This window comes from Methylorubrum rhodinum, from assembly GCF_014199935.1.
Classification (GTDB): Bacteria; Pseudomonadota; Alphaproteobacteria; order Rhizobiales; family Beijerinckiaceae; genus Methylobacterium; species Methylobacterium rhodinum.
The window spans coordinates 198124-216850 of sequence record NZ_JACHOP010000003.1 but is presented as its reverse complement, the minus strand read 5'-3'; the positions used below and the strand labels follow the sequence as shown (position 1 = coordinate 216850).

15 protein-coding genes are annotated in these 18727 nt (G+C 68.2%); 9 read left to right on the top strand and 6 right to left on the bottom strand.

The window, feature by feature from the left end:
* Positions 1-36 precede the first annotated feature (36 nt).
* The 5 genes from HNR00_RS05380 (at position 37) to hflX (ending at position 7649) form a co-directional block, all read left to right on the top strand.
* Positions 37-1674: a DEAD/DEAH box helicase gene (locus HNR00_RS05380; protein WP_183566037.1), complete on the top strand. Its 1638-nt coding sequence runs from the start codon at positions 37-39 to the stop codon at positions 1672-1674.
* A gap of 118 nt (positions 1675-1792) precedes the next feature.
* Positions 1793-4165, top strand: a complete 2373-nt coding sequence (locus HNR00_RS05375; protein ID WP_183566035.1) for a sensor histidine kinase NtrY-like — start codon at positions 1793-1795, stop codon at positions 4163-4165.
* A complete protein-coding gene (gene ntrX, locus HNR00_RS05370) occupies positions 4162-5532 on the top strand; it encodes a nitrogen assimilation response regulator NtrX (RefSeq protein ID WP_183566034.1) in 1371 nt (456 codons plus the stop codon). The genes HNR00_RS05375 and ntrX overlap by 4 nt, the downstream gene beginning before the upstream one ends.
* Before the next feature lie 187 nt (positions 5533-5719).
* On the top strand, positions 5720-5974 hold the full coding sequence (gene hfq, locus HNR00_RS05365) for an RNA chaperone Hfq (RefSeq protein WP_003600267.1): 255 nt from the start codon (positions 5720-5722) through the stop codon (positions 5972-5974).
* A gap of 274 nt (positions 5975-6248) precedes the next feature.
* Positions 6249-7649 carry a GTPase HflX gene (gene hflX, locus HNR00_RS05360; protein WP_183566031.1) on the top strand — a complete coding sequence of 467 codons (1401 nt, stop codon included), beginning with the start codon at positions 6249-6251 and terminating at the stop codon, positions 7647-7649.
* A gap of 103 nt (positions 7650-7752) precedes the next feature.
* Here the strand turns inward: hflX and HNR00_RS05355 are convergent, their stop codons facing one another.
* From HNR00_RS05355 to HNR00_RS05345, 3 genes are all read right to left on the bottom strand, one after another.
* Positions 7753-9315 carry a SulP family inorganic anion transporter gene (locus HNR00_RS05355; protein ID WP_183566028.1) on the bottom strand — a complete coding sequence of 521 codons (1563 nt, stop codon included), beginning with the start codon at positions 9313-9315 and terminating at the stop codon, positions 7753-7755.
* An 11-nt stretch (positions 9316-9326) separates the two neighbouring features.
* Positions 9327-10031, bottom strand: coding sequence for a carbonic anhydrase (locus HNR00_RS05350; RefSeq protein WP_183566025.1), 705 nt, complete (start codon positions 10029-10031; stop codon positions 9327-9329).
* Between the two features lie 328 nt (positions 10032-10359).
* On the bottom strand, positions 10360-10677 hold the full coding sequence (locus HNR00_RS05345; protein WP_183566022.1) for a hypothetical protein: 318 nt from the start codon (positions 10675-10677) through the stop codon (positions 10360-10362).
* Between the two features lie 311 nt (positions 10678-10988).
* Here HNR00_RS05345 and HNR00_RS05340 point away from each other — a divergent pair, with 311 nt between their 5' ends.
* Both HNR00_RS05340 and HNR00_RS05335 read left to right on the top strand, forming a co-directional pair.
* Positions 10989-12251: an MFS transporter gene (locus HNR00_RS05340; protein ID WP_183566020.1), complete on the top strand. Its 1263-nt coding sequence runs from the start codon at positions 10989-10991 to the stop codon at positions 12249-12251.
* Between the two features lie 122 nt (positions 12252-12373).
* On the top strand, positions 12374-12799 hold the full coding sequence (locus HNR00_RS05335) for an organic hydroperoxide resistance protein (protein ID WP_183566017.1): 426 nt from the start codon (positions 12374-12376) through the stop codon (positions 12797-12799).
* A 59-nt stretch (positions 12800-12858) separates the two neighbouring features.
* Here the strand turns inward: HNR00_RS05335 and HNR00_RS05330 are convergent, their stop codons facing one another.
* Together HNR00_RS05330 and HNR00_RS05325 are read right to left on the bottom strand one after the other, a co-directional pair.
* On the bottom strand, positions 12859-14325 hold the full coding sequence (locus HNR00_RS05330; protein ID WP_183566014.1) for an ATP-dependent nuclease: 1467 nt from the start codon (positions 14323-14325) through the stop codon (positions 12859-12861).
* 98 nt (positions 14326-14423) lie between these two features.
* On the bottom strand, positions 14424-14987 hold the full coding sequence (locus HNR00_RS05325; protein WP_183566011.1) for a CoA-binding protein: 564 nt from the start codon (positions 14985-14987) through the stop codon (positions 14424-14426).
* A 44-nt stretch (positions 14988-15031) separates the two neighbouring features.
* Between HNR00_RS05325 and HNR00_RS05320 the strand changes: the two genes are divergently transcribed.
* The gene (locus HNR00_RS05320) at positions 15032-15463 is read left to right on the top strand and encodes a PaaI family thioesterase (RefSeq protein ID WP_183566009.1); all 432 of its coding nucleotides are present in this window, start codon (positions 15032-15034) and stop codon (positions 15461-15463) included.
* Positions 15464-15553: 90 nt separating this feature from the next.
* Here the strand turns inward: HNR00_RS05320 and HNR00_RS05315 are convergent, their stop codons facing one another.
* Positions 15554-16867 (bottom strand): MFS transporter, encoded by a 1314-nt coding sequence (locus HNR00_RS05315; protein ID WP_183566006.1) that lies wholly within the window; start codon positions 16865-16867, stop codon positions 15554-15556.
* A 298-nt stretch (positions 16868-17165) separates the two neighbouring features.
* Between HNR00_RS05315 and HNR00_RS05310 the strand changes: the two genes are divergently transcribed.
* Entirely contained in the window at positions 17166-18686 is a 1521-nt protein-coding gene (locus HNR00_RS05310; RefSeq protein ID WP_183566003.1) for a sensor domain-containing diguanylate cyclase, read from the top strand.
* The last annotated feature ends 41 nt before the right edge of the window (positions 18687-18727 follow it).

The following is an 18727-nucleotide window of genomic DNA, read 5'->3' as shown; positions in this document are numbered from 1 at the left end:
TGTTCTCCAAGCCCCGGCTTGGCTAAACGGCGCGCCATGCTGCGCCTCCGCGAGTATCAGCGCGCCGCCCTCGACGCGCTCCACCGGCACTGGGATTCGGGCGGCGAGACCGGCCTCGTCGTGCTGCCGACCGGCGCCGGCAAGGCGCTCGTCATCGCCGCCCTGGTGCGCGAATGGCTGGAGCGGAACGCGGATGCCCGCATCTGCGTCCTCGCCCATGTCCGCGAACTCGTGGCGCAGAATTACGGTGAGTTGCTGGCCTATTGGCCCGAGGCCCCGGCCGGCATCTTCTCCGCCGGGCTCGGGCGGCGCGAGAGCGGGGCGCCGGTCACCTTCGCCTCGATCCAGTCGGTACGCGACCGCGCCGAACAATTCGGGCCGATCGATCTCGTCGTCATCGACGAGGCGCATCTGGTGCCGCGCTCGACCGAGACCGGCTACGGCCGCTTCCTCGCGGGCTTGCGCGCGCAAAACCCCGATCTCAAGGTCGCGGGCTTCACGGCCACGCCCTACCGCCTCGATTCCGGCCGCCTCGACGAGGGCGGGGCCCGCGTGTTCGAACGCATCGTCCACGATTCCGCCGTCGGCGACCTGATCGGCCAGGGCTATCTCGCGCCGCTGATCTGCAAGGCCACCGCGCTCACCCTCGACGTGTCGGGCGTGGGCCAGCGCGGCGGCGACTACATCCCCTCGGCGCTGGAGGCCGCGGTCAACCGCGACTGGATCACCCGCGCCGCGGTGGAGGAGATGGCGGCCTACGGGCGGGATCGCCGGGCCTGGCTCGCCTTCTGCGCCGGGATCGATCACGCGGGCGCCGTGCGCGACGCGGTGCGGGCGGAAGGTTTCTCCTGCGAGACCGTGACGGCCGAGATGGGCAAGCGCGCGCGCGACCGGGTCGTGCGCGACTTCCGGGCAGGACAGATCCGCTGCCTGACCTCGGTCGGGGTGCTGTCGACCGGCTTCAACGTGCCGGAGGTCGACCTGATCGCGCTCCTGCGCCCGACGCAATCGGCGGGGCTCTACGTGCAGCAGGTCGGTCGCGCCTTGCGGCGGGCGCCGGGCAAGTCCGACGGGCTCGTGCTCGACTATGCCGGCTTGGTGCGGATGCACGGCCCGGTCGATGCCGTGACCGCCCGCAGCGTCGCGCTGGGGCCGGCCCTCGGCGGCGCGGGGCGCGCAAAGCCCTGCCCCGGCTGCGGCGCGCTGATCGCGCTGAACGCCAGCACCTGCGAGGCCTGCTGGGTCGAGCCGGAGGAAGAGGATTCGGAGGCGCCCCACGCGGCGAGCGCCGAGGACGCGCGGCCCATTCTTTCGGAGACGGTCGCCGGCTGGCGTGCCTTGACGGCCTGGAGCCTCGCCCCCAGCCCCGGCGGGCACGGCCCCGAGCGGCTGGAGGCGGTGCTGCGCTGGCCCGGCGGCGGCTGCCGCATCGAGATTTGCCTGGAGCATGCGGGCCACGCCCGCGAGCGGGCGGTGGCGTGGTGGCGCGCCTGCGGCGGGGCCGAGCCGGTGCCGCTCACCGTCGCCGAAGCCCTGGAGCGGGCGGACGAACTGGAGCGCCCGGATTCCGTGCGGATCGAGGCCGCGGGCCGGCTGTCGGAGAGCGTGGAGCTGCGTTTTTCGGATGGGCGGCGCTTCCGCGACCTGCGCCGGTGGGGCGGGCTGGCGGCGTAGCGGCGCGAGGGCCGCTCCTCCTTGGCAGGATGGAGCGTTCTTTTTCCCCTTGCGGGGAGGGGACAGCAGCGGCCCATTTGTATTAATTTCGCCACACTGTCGTGGCCCTGCATCGGCGATGCCGCTCCTGTCGCGACGCAACCGAGAGACGCCGTCCGACGCCCCGTCCGTGGAAGACGGCGCGGCCGCAGCAGCACAACCCTTCACAGCACCGCCCCGGGGCCCCGGCTGGATCGGCGCGGCGGTCGTCATCGTTGCCCTGGTCTCGGCGAGCGTGACGTTCCTGATCCTGGCGGGCCTGATCAAGGTCACGCCGACGCAGAGCACCGGCATCACGCTGCTGGCGATCAACGTCGCCCTCGTGCTCTGCCTCGTGGTCGTGATCGCCTGGGAATCGCGCGTCTTCCTCCATGCGCGGCGGGCGCACGCCACGGTGGCGCGGCTGCACACCCGCATCGTCGGCCTGTTCAGCCTGATCGCGATCCTCCCGACCATCCTGCTCGCCATCGTCGCGACGGTGACGCTCGACCGCGGCCTGTCGCTCGGCTTCACCGACCGGGTGCGCGACGTGGTGCTGAAATCCGTGCAGGTCGCCGACGCGCATCTGGAGAACCAGTGCCAGTCGCTGGCCCGCGAGATCCGCATCCTCACCGACGACCTGACCCGCGCGCGCCCGCAATTCGACGTGAACCGCGAGTGGTTCGAAGGCTTCATGACCACCCGCGCCCAAGCGCTCGGCCTGCCGATCGCCAAGATCATGCGCGGGCCCAACGACATCGTCGCGCGCGCCAACATCGACGTGCTGAAGCAGACGAGGCTGCCCTCGGCCGCCGCCTTCGAGGACGCGGCCAAATCCAGCGACCCGATCTGCCTCCTGCCGAACGAGGGGCGGGTCTTCGCCGCCCTCCTGCGGATGCCGGCCTACGACAACGCCGTGCTGCTGGTGCAGCGCGAGGTCAGCCAGCTCGCCATTGACTTCCCCGGCGTCTCCCGCGCGGCGGCGGCCGAGTACCTCGCCTTCGACGACCTGCGCTACTCGATCCAGGTCACCTTCGCCTCGGTCTTCGTGCTGATCGCGCTGATCACGCTGCTCTCGGCGGTGTGGTTCGGGCTCAACTTCGCCAACCGGTTCGTGGCGCCGATCCGCCGCCTCATCAACGCCGCCGACGAGGTCGCCGCCGGCAATTTTTACGCCCGCGTGCCGGCGCGCAAATCGGACGGCGACCTCGCGCATCTCGGCGAGAGCTTCAACACGATGACGCAGGAGCTGCGCCGCCAGCACGACGGCCTGCGCGCGGCCAGCGACCTGATCGACCGCCGCCGCCGCTTCACCGAGGCCGTGCTCTCGGGCGTGTCGCCGGGCGTGCTCGGCGTCGATGCGGGCGGGCTCATCACCATCGCCAATCCGAGCGCGGAGAAGACGCTGGGGCTGACCGCCGCGGAACTCGTCGGCCGCCCGCTGACCGAGGCGGTGCCGGAGATCGCCGCCCTGTTCCCCGAAGCGGAGGGGCGCCAGCGCGCGCTGCAGCAGCAGATCCAGCTCGTGCGCGCGGGCCGCGAGCGCACCATCGCGGTGCGGGTCACGAGCGAGCAGGCGCAAGGGGAAGCCCGCGGCTACGTCGTGACGCTCGACGACATCACCGACCTCGTCACCGCGCAGCGCACCTCGGCCTGGGCCGACGTGGCGCGGCGTATCGCCCACGAGATCAAGAACCCGCTCACCCCGATCCAGCTCTCGGCCGAGCGCATCCGGCGCAAGTACGGCAAGGTCATCGTCGCCGACAAGGAGGTGTTCGAGCAGTGCACCGCCACGATCGTGCGCCAGGTCGACGAGATCAAGCGCATGGTGGACGAGTTCTCCTCCTTCGCCCGGATGCCCAAGCCGGCCATCACCCAGCAGGACCTCGCCGAGATCGGCCGGCAGAACCTGTTCATGCTGCGTATGGCGCATCCCGACATCGACTTCCCGTTCGCCACAGAGGGCGAGGACGAGCGGGGCCGCGTGGTCGCAGCCTTCGACGTGCGGCTCTTTTCCCAGGCGCTGACCAACATCCTCAAGAACGCCGTCGAGGCGGTGCAGGCCGTGCCCGAGGACGTGCTGACCGCGAACGGGGGCAAGGGCCGCGTGAGCCTGAAACTCACGGTGGAAGGCGCCTTCGTCGTGATCGACGTCACCGACAACGGAAAAGGCTTTCCGGCGGAGGGGCGCCAGCGCCTGCTCGAACCCTATATGACGACCCGCGAGGGCGGGACCGGCCTCGGGCTGGCGATCGTGTCGAAGGTGCTCGAAGAGCATGGCGGCGGGATCGAGCTCAACGACAACCCGGCGGGGCGCGGCGGACAGGTCCGCATGCGGCTGCCCCGGGAGGTCGGCGAGGGCGCCGGACCGGAACGGGACCGCCCGGCGGGCGCGCCGCGAGACGGGACGAGCATGGACAAGAACAAGGAGGGCGCCATGGAAGCGCGACGCATCGCGGAGATGCAGCCATGAGCGCCGACATCCTGATCGTCGACGACGAGGCCGATATCCGCGACCTCGTGGCCGGCATCCTCGACGACGAGGGCCACCGCACCCGCACCGCCGCCGGCTCCGACGAGGCGCTGGCCGCGATCGAGTCGCGCCGGCCCCACCTCGTCTTCCTGGACATCTGGCTCCAGGGCTCGCGCCTCGACGGGCTGCAGGTGCTCGACCTGATCAAGACCGGCCATCCCGACCTGCCGGTGGTGATGATCTCGGGCCACGGCAACATCGAGACCGCGGTCGCGGCGATCAAATCCGGCGCCTACGACTTCATCGAGAAGCCGTTCAAGGCCGACCGCCTGATCCTGGTCGCCGAGCGCGCCCTGGAGGCCTCGCGCCTCAAGCGCGAGGTGCGCGACCTCAAGGTGCGCTCGGGGCAAGCGAGCCGCATCGTCGGCGCCTCGGTCGCGGTCAACCAGCTGCGCCAGACCATCGAGCGCGTGGCCCCGACCAACGCCCGCGTGATGATCTCCGGCGCGCCCGGCGCCGGCAAGGAACTCTCGGCGCGCACGCTCCACGCGGCCTCGGCGCGGGCGAGCGGCCCCTTCGTCGTCATCAACGCGGCGACGATCACGCCGGAGACGATGGAAGCCGAGCTGTTCGGCGTCGAGGCCGGCGAGGGCCGGGTGCGGCGCGTCGGCGCGCTGGAGGAGGCCCATGGCGGCTCCCTCTACATCGACGAAGTCGCCGACATGCCGAAGGAGACGCAGAGCCGCATCCTGCGCGTCCTCGTCGATCAGAACTTTCAGAGGGTCGGCGGCACGGCCCGCGTCCACGTCGATGTCCGCATCATCTCGTCCTCGTCGCGCGATCTGCCGGAGGAAATCGCGGGCGGGCGCTTCCGCGAGGACCTTTTTCACCGGCTCTCGGTGGTGCCGATCCGCATTCCCTCGCTCGCCGAGCGGCGCGAGGACGTGCCGGAGCTGATCTCGTTCTTCATGGAGCAGATCTCGGCCGCCACCGGTCTGCCGCGGCGGCGCATCGCCGAAGACGCGATGGCGGTGCTCCAGTCGCACGACTGGCCCGGCAACATCCGCCAGCTGCGCAACAACGTCGAGCGGCTGATGATCCTGACCCAGTCGGACCCGGAGCAGGAGGTCACCTCGGAGATGCTGCCGACCGAGATCGGCGCGCTGGTGCCGACGACGCCGACGGGGGCGGGCGGTGAGAAGCTGATGAGCCTGGCGCTCCGCGAGGCGCGGGAGATCTTCGAGCGCGAGTATCTCGTGGCGCAGATCGCCCGGTTCTCGGGCAACATCTCGCGCACCGCCGAGTTCATCGGCATGGAGCGCTCGGCGCTCCACCGGAAGCTGAAGTCGCTGGGCATCGGCCCGTAGCCCGGATCGACCGCCTACAGGATGGGTACGGCGTCACGCGAGCGCGAGGAAACGCTTGCGTCCGGAGAAGCTTCGCCCTGTAATACGCGCGGCTTGGGGAAGCGGTCTTCGGCGACGCGGGCGGCTGAGCGCCGCGAAGACCGAATTGTGCTCCCGCGATGCCGGTGGCGAAACAAGGATAAGAAAAATGGCGGGCGAGCGCGCTCAGAACCTCCAGGACACGTTCCTCAATCATGTCCGCAAGAACAAGATTCCGCTGACGATCTTCCTCGTCAACGGCGTCAAGCTCCAGGGCGTGGTGACGTGGTTCGACAACTTCTGTGTGCTGCTGCGCCGGGACGGGCACTCGCAGCTCGTCTACAAGCACGCGATCTCGACGATCATGCCGGGCCACCCCGTGCAGCTGTTCGAGCCGGACGAGACCGCGCCCGAGAAGGCGTGAGGGCCGCGGTTCGCGGATGATTCGAGGTTGATGGTTTGGGCCTGACGACGATGATTTGATCGCTTGAGTTGGAGCCGACCGCGGGAGCGCGCGTCGTTCCCCGAGCATGGAGCGAGACGCTTTCGCCCTGCTCCGGAACGCCGCGTGCCGAAGGGCGTGCTCGCCGGGCCGGGAGCGGGGTCGATCCGCGACGTTTCCCGGCACTGCATCTCATTGCGTCCCATCGACTACGGAGCCGGCTTCGCTGTGGCGAGTTGACCGGCGAGAGGCCCGAATGACCGAACTTCAGACGCCCGGCGAAGCGCGACTCCAGCGGCAGGCCGCCCCCGAGGGCGAGATCGCCGCCTCGACCCGCACGCTCGTGGTCGGGCCCTACCTCACCCGCGCGGCCCAGCGCCTCGCGCCGGGCCAGCCGGACAACATCCGCTCCGACGACGCGCGCCTCGACGAGGCCATCGGGCTGGCGGCCGCGATCGAGCTCGACGTGGCGCAGGCGATCGGCGTGCACGTGCAGCGCCCGCGGCCCTCGACCTATCTCGGCAAGGGCCGGGTCGAGGAGATGGCGGGCCTCGTCAAGGCGGACGAGATCGGCCTCGTGGTGATGGATTGCGCCCTGTCGCCGGTGCAGCAGCGCAACCTCGAGAAGGCCTGGGGCACCAAGGTCATCGACCGCACCGGCCTGATCCTCGAGATCTTCGGACGACGCGCCTCGACGCGCGAGGGCACGCTTCAAGTGGAGCATGCCCACCTGGCCTACCAGAAGTCCCGGCTGGTGCGGTCGTGGACCCACCTGGAGCGGCAGCGCGGCGGCTTCGGCTTCCTCGGCGGCCCCGGCGAGACGCAGATCGAGGCCGACCGCCGGATGATCCAGGAGCGGATGACCAAGATCGAGCGCGACCTCGACGCAGTGACCCGCACCCGCGGGCTGCACCGCAAGAGCCGGGCGCGGGTGCCGTACCCGATCGTCGCGCTGGTCGGCTACACGAACGCGGGCAAGTCGACGCTGTTCAACGCTCTGACCAAGGCGGAGGTCAAGGCGCAGGACATGCTGTTCGCGACGCTCGATCCGACGGCGCGGGCCACCAAGCTGCCGCACGGCGAGACCGTGATCCTGTCGGACACGGTGGGCTTCATCTCGGACCTGCCGACCTCGCTGATCGCCGCGTTCCGGGCGACGCTGGAGGACGTGATCGAGGCCGACATCCTGCTGCACGTGCGCGACGTCTCGCACGGCGACACCCAGGCCCAGGCCGAGGACGTGGAGCAGGTCTTGCGCGAACTCGGGATCGAGCCGGACGCCGAGCGGATCGTCGAGGTGTGGAACAAGGCCGATTTGCTGGACGAGGGCGAGCGCACCCGCCTCCTCAATCTCGCGGCCGCCCATCGCGGCGCGGGACCGGCGCCGATCCTCGTCTCGGCACTCACGGGCGAGGGGCTGCCGGCCTTGGCCGAGCGGATCGAGGGGCAGGTGGCCCGCGCCCGCTCGACCTTCGCGCTGACGCTGCCGCCGGAGGACGGGGCGGCGCTGAACTGGCTCTACGAGAACGCCGAGGTGCTGGACCGGCAGGCGGAGGACAGCGGCGACATCGCGCTGACGATCCGGATCGCTCCCGAAAAGGAACCGAGGTTCCTCAACCGCTTCGAAGCAGCTCGGAAGGTTAGCTCCCCGCAGTAATGGGTTCCCGAAGGGCAAGCCCTTCGGCGGGTCGTCAGGGCAGCGCCCTGACACGAAGAAGCCCGGTGCCGCTTGAGCGGCACCGGGCTTCTTCATTTCCGGCTCAGTCCTTCGGCGCGGCATGCGCCGCCATGGCCAGACTGTTCCTCAACCCGCCGCCGCCGCCGACCACCTCGACGCGGGCGCCGGCCTTGGCGCGGCGGGTCGCCCATTCCTGGATCATCTCCAGGCAGGTGTGATCGACGTGGTGGAGGTCCTGGGCGGCGAGCCGCACGGGGGTGCCTTCGGGGGTGCGCTCCAGGGCCTCGTTGAGGTGGGGCAGCTGGAGGAAGGTGGCCGAGCCCGAGAGGCGCAGCTCCGGCACCGCTTGCAGCGTTCCGCCCTGCACCGTCTGCGCGGCGCCGCCCTCGATCCTGAGCCGTCCCTTGAGCAGGTGCGGCACCACCTGCACGAGGCTGAGGGCCAGCCCGATCAGCACGCCGGTGAGCAAGTCGGTGGCGACCACCATCACCAGGGTGACGAGCCAGATCGCGGCGGTGGCCAGCCCGTAGCGCTGGAGCAGGTGCCGGGCATGGGCCGGGCTGACGAGGCGCCAGCCGGTGACCACGAGGATGCCGGCGAGTGCCGCGGTCGGCACCAGCTTGAGCACCATCGGCAGCACGAGTAGGAAGGCGAGGATCCAGCTGCCGTGCAGGATGGTCGAGGCGCGGGTGGCGGCTCCCGCCTGGACGTTGGCCGAGGAGCGGACGATGACGCCGGTCATCGGCAGGCCGCCGGCCAGACCGCAGAGCACGTTGCCGACGCCCTGCGCGCCGAGTTCGCGGTTGTACTGCGTGCGGGGGCCGTCGTGCATGCGGTCCACGGCGGCGGCAGAGAGCAGGCTCTCGGCGCTGGCGACGACGGCCAGCGTGATCGCCATCACGATCATGGCCGGCTCGGTCAGGCGGCTCCAATCGCCCGCGCCCGGCAGGGTCACGGCCGAGAGGATGTTTTCCGGCACCTCGACGCGCTTGACCGCGAGGTCGCCGATGACGGCCACCAGCGTGCCCGAGACGACGCCGACGAGGGCGCCGGGCAGGAGCTTGAGGCGAGCCGGGCGCATCTTCTCCCAGCCGATCATCGCCGCGATGGTGACGAGGCCGACGACGATGGCGCCGAAGCGGTTGCCCTCGCCGGAGACGAAGTTGAAGAAGGCGGCCGGAATGGCGACGAGGTTGTCGAGGCCGCTGGCCTTGGGCAGCGCGTCGGTCAGCACGTGGATCTGCGCCAGCACGATCAGCACGCCGATGCCCGCGAGCATGCCGTGGACCACGGCCGGCGAGATCGCCCGGAACCAGCCGCCGACGCGCAGGGCGCCTGCGACGAGCTGGATCGCGCCCGCCGCGACGAGGACCGGCCCGAGCGCGTCGATGCCGTGGGTGCGCACGAACTCGAACACGATGACGGCGAGCCCCGCGGCCGGGCCGCTGACCTGAAGCGGGGCGCCGGCGAGGAAGCCGACGACGATGCCGCCGATCACGCCGGTGATGAGGCCGCGCTCGGCCGGCACGCCGGAGGCGATGGCGATGCCCATGCAGAGCGGCATCGCCACGAGGAAGACCACGAAGGAGGCGGGCAGGTCCCGCGCAAGCGTCGGCGGCATCAGCCGCGAGAGGGAGGCGCGCATGGCGTTATCCCTCACTCGGCCGCGACGGCGACACGCGCCATCTCGGGCGCGGCGATGCGCTGGGCGGGGGTGTGGGCGACCGGCATGTCCTCGGATTCATCGATCGGCACGAACCGGCCGGCCTCGCCGCAATAGGCCAGCACCTGCCCGCTCTCGATCTCGAAGAACCAGCCGTGCAGGCGCAATTCGCCCTTGGCGAGGCCCGCCGCGACGCTCGGATGGGTGCGCAGGTTGCTGAGCTGGACGACGACGTTCTCCAGCGCCAGCGCCCGGTGATGGTCCTTCGGGTCCATCCCTGCGGGATAGGCCTCGCAGACGATCCGGCTCGCCGCGTGGCTGTGGCGCAGCCAGGCCGCGACGTTCGGCATGGAGGCGAGCGCCTCGGGCGTCATCAGCCCCTTCATGGCGCCGCAATCGGAATGGCCGCAGACGACGATGTCGCGCACGCCCAAGGCCACCACCGCATACTCGATGGCCGAGGAGACGCCGCCGTTCTGCTGGCTGAAGGGCGGGACGATGTTGCCGGCGTTGCGGCAGACGAAGAGGTCGCCGGGGCCGGCCTGGGTGATGTGCTCGGGCGAGACGCGGGAATCGGCACAGGCGATGATCAGCGCCTGCGGATGCTGCCCGTCGCGGACCAGCTGCCGATACATCTGCCGCTGCCCCGGAAAGATATTGCCACGAAAATTCGAGATACCTTGAATGATATCGTCCACGCCGATCCTCGTTCTTCAGGGTCGTCGGCACGTACAGTGCACTGCAACGACTGAGATATTTGGTGCGGCGGGTCGGTTTTTGTCCCGCCGCAGGCGGTTTCGACTTAGCGAGCGCAGGCTAAACTCATTCGAACCCGATGGAACAGGGCGCGAAGAGCCTCGAATCGTTCACGAGGCCGTGTGCCTGGGCCACGCTCTTCTGCACTGCAGTAATCCGGGCAGGCGGCATCGCGCCGCCGGGACGGCCCGGGACGGTCGGGCCCGCGAGGGCCGGCGCGGCGAGACGGGGAGGCGGCGCAGCCTTGGAGCCGCGCCGCCGGGTTTCAGGTCAGCGCTGGAGGCGACGCTTCTTCGTCACGCTGCCGGTCGTCGCCCAGTTCGGATCGACCTCGCCGCGGCGGATCGCCGAGCGGACGGGGCCGCCCTTGGCGCCGGCATTCTCGCTCAGCATGGGCGCGCCGAGGATCTGGCCGGTGCCCGCCCGCTGCGAGTGGAGCGAGCGGGGGTCGTGGTAGGGGTCGTCCTGGTAGCTGCTCATGAAGCCGCCCCCGGCCGGCTGACGGCTGCCGCCGCCGGAATCCGCCAGCGCCGCCGCCGGCAACCCCACCACCATCGCCAGAACACTGACAGCAACGATGCGCTTCATGACCATAACCTTTCTCGTTAATCCCTGAGACTTGAGCTTTTTTGGTTGTTTTTCTCCGACAAAACGAAGGTATTACTTCGAATTGTATTTTGAAAGTGCGAATTGTCACGCAAATATATTTGAGATTTAATCCGCCGCCGCGGCCCTGCCGGGTGCGCCGCGTCACGGCACGGGGCGCAGGGCGGACGTGTCGCGGGATGTATTCAGAAGGCGGAGAGGGGAAGTGCGGGAAGTCGCGGCGTCCGGATTGCCACGGCCACGCCCGCGGCCCTAAGCCGGCGACGCGCCCACCCAGGACAATTCCGAGACCGATGACCGCCCCGTCCGCCCGCCGCATCCTGATCGCGAGCTTCGTCGGCACCGCGATCGAGTTCTACGACTTCTACATCTACGCCACCGCCGCGGCGCTGGTGATCGGGCCGATCTTCTTCCCCGCGGGCGAGCCCGGCGTGCAGACGCTCCAGGCGTTTGCCACCTTCGCCATCGCCTTCGTGGCCCGGCCGGTGGGCGCGGCGGCGTTCGGGCATTTCGGCGACCGGGTCGGGCGCAAGGCCACGCTGGTGGCCTCGCTGATGATCATGGGCGTCTCGACCGTGCTGATCGGCTGCCTGCCGGGCTACGCCGCGATCGGCTGGTGGGCGCCGGCGCTGCTCTGCCTGCTGCGCTTCGGCCAGGGGCTCGGCTTCGGCGGGGAATGGGGCGGGGCGGCGCTCCTCGCCGTCGAGAACGCGCCGCCGGGCCGGCGCGCGCTCTACGGCATCTTCCCGCAGCTCGGCGCGCCGGTGGGCTTCATCGCGGCCAACCTCCTCTTCCTCGGCCTGAGCGTGGGGCTCAGCCAGGAGGCGTTCGAAGCCTGGGGCTGGCGCCTGCCGTTCCTGGCCTCGGCGGCGCTCGTTGGGGTCGGGCTCTACGTGCGGCTGAAGCTCACCGAGACGCCGGCCTTCCGCGCCGCGCTCGCCGAGGCGCCGCCGGAGCGGGTGCCGCTTGCCACGATCTTTTCCGCGCATCGGCGGGCGACCGTGCTCGGCACCTTGGCGATGGTGGCGGCCTACGCCGTGTTCTACCTCTCGACCGTGTTCGCGCTCAGCTACGGCACCGCGAGCCTCGGCTACCCGCGAAAGACCTTCCTGCTGTTCGAGTGCGTGGCGATCCTGTTCATGGCGCTGGCGATCCCGCTCTCCGGGCTCGCCGCGGACCGGTTCGGGCGCAAGCCCGTGATGCTGTCGGGGCTCGCCGTCACCGCCGCGCTCGGCGGGCTGATCGGGCCGATGCTCGGCGGCGGCGCGGCGGCCCTGGTGCTCGGCTTCCTCTGCCTCGCCCTCTTCGCCATGGGCTGGATCTTCGGGCCGATGGGGGCGCTCCTGCCCGAACTCTTCCCGACCCGCGTGCGCTACACCGGCGCCTCCGTCACCTACAATCTCGCCGGCATCGTCGGCGCGGCGGGCGCGCCCTTCGCGGCGCAGTGGCTCGTCGGCCAGGGCGGCATCGGCCTCGTCGGGCTCTACCTCGCGGCGGCCGCCGGGATCAGCTTCCTCGCCGTCCTCGCCATGCCGGAGACCGGGGGAGGGGGCTGACGACGGGAGCCCATGCGCCTTGTGCATGGGGCGCAATATCTAGATTGCGCACAATCCGGTTGTCGCCTATCTCCGCGCTCAAGCCGAACCGAACGGCCCCACTTGAGCCACAGGAGAAGACCATGCCCGTCGACGTGAAGTACCGCACCACCGCCTCCGCCACCGGCGGCCGCGACGGCTCCGCCCGCACCGAGGACGGCAGCTTCGAGGTGAAGCTCTCGACCCCGAAGGAGCTCGGCGGCGCGGGCGGCTCCGGCGCCAACCCCGAGCAGCTCTTCGCCGCGGGCTACTCCGCCTGCTTCCTCGGCGCCCTCAAGGTCGCGGGCGGCCAGCTCAAGCTGAAGGTCCCGGCCGAGACCCAGGTGACCGCCACCGTCGGCATCGGCCCGCGCTCGGAAGGCGGCTTCGGCATCACCGCCGACCTCACGGTCGACCTCCCCGGCCTCGACCGCGCCGACGCCCAGCGCCTCGTGGATGCGGCGCATCAGATCTGCCCGTATTCCAACGCCACGCGGGGCAATGTGGATGTCGGGTTGACAGTGGCTTAAACTCAAAGAGCTACCTCCAGGCATAAGCCTGAAGGTAGCCTGATATGCAATCATACTGACTATATTGACAATTTCTTCTTGATACTTTCTATAATCGGTTTGATTTTATCCTCATTGTTTTGAACGTATATTGAACAAAGCCCCCTTCTCACAACGAGTTCGGACACAAATCCAAGCTTTTCACCAAGCTTAGAAAAATATAGGTGATGATCCGTCGTATCGATCATTACATTATTTATGCACTTAACTATTTTATCTTGAGATATCGATGGGCACTGACACCGTTGCTGAACAAGCGCAGCAACTTCCGCCGCATTATCTTTTATGTAACCAAAAATGATTGATTCGGGCGCTCCTTCAGGCAACTCAAAAACATATTCATTGGCCTTGGTTAAAGGGGGATTATCTCCGTCAATCAACGCGACCGCCTTATGCTTGATAGTTGGATTATTATTATGATGATTTAAGACCTCGACGACGTACGGGTATCCTCCAGCTTTATGGACTTGTATCCTATCGAATGCGTCAATCCCATATTGTCGCATCATTTCCTCGCAAAGATCCTTAGCAAATTCGTCCTCGACAAATATAGCGTGCTCTTTAGCAACAGATCCGGTCAGCGCCCTCAAGCTTTCAATAGTCAGCTTACCCTGATATGCTGAACCATCTATGCACGCCCAGATCGCCTTTGCCGGCAAGACGTCTAGCGCATACTCAGAATGAGTTGTAAATAAAATTTGTGCCTTCTTTCTTTTTGCAACATCAAAAAGGTACTCGACCATCTTTCTCGTAGCTAGCGGATGAAGGCCGTTTTCAATTTCCTCTATTAAAATGAGGGAATTATCGTCAGCTTCTTCAATTTTGGACACCATTTCGATGATCGATGCTTCTCCAGCTCCAAAGTGAAACTGGGAATAATCATTGGCGTCCTTCATCCCAACAAGAATGCTTTTGTTTTTATCAGATTTGAGAGAAACACGCATATAGTTACTCGCATCTTTTCCTAAAATTCTACTAACATGCTCCGCAATTTTCGGATTGATTGGTGTCTTTTTTACGCCAGTTTTTTGTATTATACCAATAAACTGCCGAAATTTTGCAAGTTCATTTGCCGGCACAGTCCTCTGGATTGGTATAGTCACAACATCACGCTCTGCAACATTCTCCCTACGCCATTTGGCAGAGACGAACCTTGCATTCCTTGAAAATGTTCCTGACTTTGCGACCGTTCTATCAATTATCTCATAGTCTATACGCCAGTCCGCCATACTATTATCACCAATATTTGATTTTGGGAAAAAATTGCCTGGTTTCGTTTCTTTATAAGCAAGTGCGATAGCGCCAAGAATTGTCGATTTTCCTCCGCCATTGGTGCCGATAATTGCAGCGATTGGAAAGTCAAAAGTTACAAGCTGATTCTTAAAGCTTCTTACATTATGCATTCTTAAATTTAGCATGTACTTACTGTAGGATTGTTTTCTTACTCTTTCTTCTAGGCTATCAATATCGGACTGTCTAACATCCATCGAAACCACCTAAAAGCATCTGATCACCACCTAGCCTCTCTCATAAATTGTATTTGACGCCAATGCAATGAGAGTCTGATCGTAGTTGTAGCTACTGTCTAAGGCGCGTCGATCGTCCGCTTCTGCACCCCGCCCTTGGCCATCACCGGCTTCCTGGCGGAAATAATCCGCGAATTCACCCCGGTCCAGCCGATCTCGCCCGAGAGCCGCCCGTACTCGATCTTGGGGCAGCGGTTCATGATGACGGCGACGCCCGCGGCTTCCGCCCGCTCGGCCGCCGCGTCGTCGCGCACGCCGAGTTGCATCCAGATCACCTTCGGCAGGGTCGGCAGCGCCAGGGCCTCGTCGACCAGCGGGCCGGCGGCGGCGGAATTGCGAAAGATCTCGACCATGTCGACCGGGCCGGGCAGGTCGGCGAGGCGGCCCACCACCGGCCGGCCGAGCAGGCTCTGGCCGGCGAGGCCCGGATTGACCGGGATCACCGTGTAGCCGCGCTCCGACAGGTACTTGAACACGATGTAGCTCGGGCGCGCCGGGTTGGCCGAGGCGCCCACCAGCGCGATCGAGCGGGTTGCCTTGAGGATCTCGCGAATCCGCGCGTCCGCGTAGCGATCGTGCCGCGTGGAGAGGCCGTCCGGGGCGCCGTCGAGGGTCGGGATCATGACGGCCCTTGTCGGCCAAGCCGGGCCGTGCTGCAAGGCAGGGCATGAGCACCACCGCGATGACGCTCGAGGAGACGATCGCCTTCCTCGACCGCGACTTCCCGCAGATGAACGCGGGCGGGCGCCCCTACCGTCTGGAGGCGGTGGGGCCGCTCTCGGCGCGGATGCGGCTGGAGGGCGGCGCGCAGCATCTGCGCCCCGGCGGCACCGTCTCCGGCCCCGCGATGATGGCGCTGGCCGATTACGCGCTCTACGCCGCGATCCTGGCCAATATCGGCCCCGTGGGGCTCGCGGTGACGACGAACCTGTCGTTCAACTTCCTGCGCCGGCCCGGCCCCGGCGCGCTTCTCGCCGAGTGCCGCCTGCTCAAGCTCGGGCGGCGCCTCGCGGTCGGCGAGGTGGCGATCCGGAGCCCCGGCTCCGACGACATCGTCTGCCACGCCACCGGCACCTACTCGATCCCGCCGGAGCGCTGAGACCGGCATCGATGCGCGGGACGCATCGATCCGCCGGCGATCGCGTCCGCTCCGAGCATCGGTCGGGATGAGCGCCGGTTGGAGGAGGACCTACTCCGCCGGCACCGCGGCGGCGGGGGCGGTCGGGCCGCCGGTCGCGCCCTGCTTCGGCTCGTAGCCGTAGGTCTCGGGCATGAACAGCAAGTAGACCACGAAACCCGCCGCCGCGATGGACGCCAGCACGAGGAAGGCGGCGGAATACCCCGCGCCGACGATGATGACGCCAGCCAGCGTCGCGCTGAAGGAGGCGCCGAGCCCCTGGGCGGTCGCGACCGCCCCCTGCGCGACGTTGAAGCGCCCGGTGCCGCGGGTCAGGTCCGCCACCACGATCGGGAACAGCGCGCCGAAGATGCCCGCGCCGATGCCGTCGAGGCACTGCACCGCAACCAGCCAGAACGGGCTGTCCGAGACGGTATAGAGCACGCCGCGCAGCGCCAAAAAGCCGAAGGCGGCCAGGAAGATGGGCTTGCGGCCGAACTGGTCGGCCTTGCGCCCGACCATCACGGCGATCGGCACCATGACGAGCTGGGCCGCGACGATGCAGATCGCGATGAGCGAGGTCGCGTAGTCCTTGCCGACCACCTTGGTCAGGAGCTGGCCGACGGAAGGCAGCATCGCCGCGTTGGCGAGGTGGAAGGCGGCGCAGAGCCCTGCGAACAGCATCAGGTGCCGATTGCGCAGGAGCAGGCTGAGGCCGGAGGGCTGCTCGGCGCCCTGGTCCTCGGCGTGGTCGAGGCCGCGGGCGAGGTCGTCGTCGATGTCCTTGGCCGGGACCAAGAGCATGGCGCCGATGGAGAGGGCGGCGAGGATGCCCATCAGCCAGAACACGACGATGGGCCCGAACAGGTAGGCCAGCCCCCCCGCCAGCATCGCCGAGACGGCGTTGCCCGCATGGTTGAAGCCCTCGTTGCGGCCGATCTGCTTGGCGAAGTATCGGGGGCCGACGATGCCCAGCGTGATGCCGGCGAGCGCGGGCGGGAAGATCGCCCCGGCGATGGCGGAGACGGATTGCGTCGCCGCGACCAGCGCGAAGTTCGAGATCCAGGGCAGGACGAGGCAGCTCAGGGTGACGGCGAGCGCGGCGGCAATCACGATGGCGCGCTTGTTGCGGCTGCGGTCGATCAGGGCGCCCGCCGGGGTCTGGGCGACGAGACCGGCGATGCCCGCAATGGTCATGACGAGACCGATGGTCGCCTCGTTCCAGCCCTGATCGGGCCCGCGCACCGCCAGCAGATAGATCGCCAGATAGGGCCCGAGCCCGTCGCGCACGTCCGCGAGGGTGAAGTTGAGCGCGTCGAGGCCGCGCAGGGCCGCGCGCGAGGGCTGGCGCTCCGGGGCGGAAGCGGGGGCTGACTCGGGCACCATCGGCGGCCTCGGGGCTGGAGAAGAGCGGCGGACGGACGGGTGCTTGCGGGGCCCGATCCGGCTGCGCCGCGCTAAGCCTTTCCCGGCCCGACGGTTCCGGTCGGGCGGCCGCCAATCCCCTCCGCCCTGTCACGTTCCCGTGTGGCCGCCGAGACACGCAAGGCGAGACACGTAAGGCGGGACACGTAAGGCGGGACACGCAAGGGATGTCCGGCGAGGAGCCCCGCCCCCTCACGAAAAGATGTTCTTAAGTCCCCTCCGGCCAGATGCCCGAAACGATGCAACCGGAACGCGCCCGATGACACCGCCGCTCCGCCTCGCGCGGGGGCTCCGTTCCGCCCGAACCCGGATCGCCCTGGGCATCCTGGCGCCGCTCGGCATGCTGGCCCTCTCCGGCCTGATGCTGCTCGATCTGCGGCGCGACGCCTGGGACCGGGCGGAACGGACCTCCCGGAACCTCCTGCAGGTGCTGGAGGGCGACATCGCCCGCAACTTCGAGGTCATCGACCTGTCGCTGCGCGCCGTGATCGACAACCTGAAGGCGAGCGGCGTGAACGAGGTCAGCCCGCTGCTGCGCCAGCTCATCCTGTTCGACCGCGCCGTGACCGCGCGGGACATGGGCGTGATCCTCGTCCTCGACGAGAACGGCGACAGCATCATCGACGCGAGCGCGCTGCCCGCCCGCCGGGTCAACAACGCCGATCGGGACTACTTCAAGGCGCACCGGGAGCGGGCCGATCTCGGCCTCCACGTCAGCCGCCCGGTGATCTCGAAGCTGATGGGCGTGCCCGTGATCGTGGTGAGCCGGCGGATCGACAAGCCGGACGGCTCCTTCGGCGGCGTGGTGCTCGGCAGCCTCCGGCTGTCGTACTTCGAGGGGATCTTCGCGCGCGTCGGACTGGGGCCCGAGGGGGCGATCAACCTCTACTTGCGCGACGGCACGCGGCTCATGCGCCATCCACTGAGAGAGGGCGATATCGGCGCCAACATCGCCGGGGCCTCGACCTTCCGGCAATTCGCCGCCGCCCGGAGCGGCCTCTTCACCGATCGCTCCGTGCGCGACGGGGTCGAGCGCTCCTACGCCTTCACCCAGGTCGGCGACCTGCCGCTCATCCTCAACGTCGCGCTCTCGGTGGAGGCGATCGAGGCCGAGTGGCGGGGGAAGGCGCTCGTCATCGGGCTCGCGGTGCTGGTCCTGTGCGGGATCGCCGTCGCGCTCTCGCTGCTGTTCGGGCGCGAACTGGCCCGCAGCGCGGCGATGCAGGCCGAACTCGCGCGGCTGTCGCACACCGACGGGCTCACGGGGCTGGCCAACCGACGCCGCTTCGACGAGGCTCTGGCGCTGCGCTGGGCCGAGGCACGGCGCTCGGGCGAGCCGCTGGCCCTGCTCGTCGTCGATGCCGACCATTTCAAGCGCACCAACGACCGCTACGGTCACAGCGTCGGCGACGCGGTGCTGCGGGGACTCGGCGCGCGGCTGGCCGGCGGCGCCCGCCGCCCGGGCGACCTCGCCTGCCGGATCGGCGGCGAGGAATTCGCGATCCTGCTGCCGGGGACCGACCGGGGCGGGGCCCTTCGCCTCGCCGCCGGGCTGCACGCGGCGGTCGCCGGCCTCGCGATTCCCGCCGCCGGCATCGATCCCGGAACGGTGACGGTGAGCATCGGCCTCGCCGTCGGCCCCGAAGGCCCGGACGACACGGGACACGATCTCTACCGCCGGGCGGACGCGGCGCTCTACGCGGCCAAGGAAGGCGGGCGCAACCAGACCCGCAGCGCCCCCCGGCCGGAGCCGGAGGCGATGCGGCTCGTCGAGGCGTGATGGGTCGACGATCCCGCAGCCGCATCCGGCTCCCGTCCGAA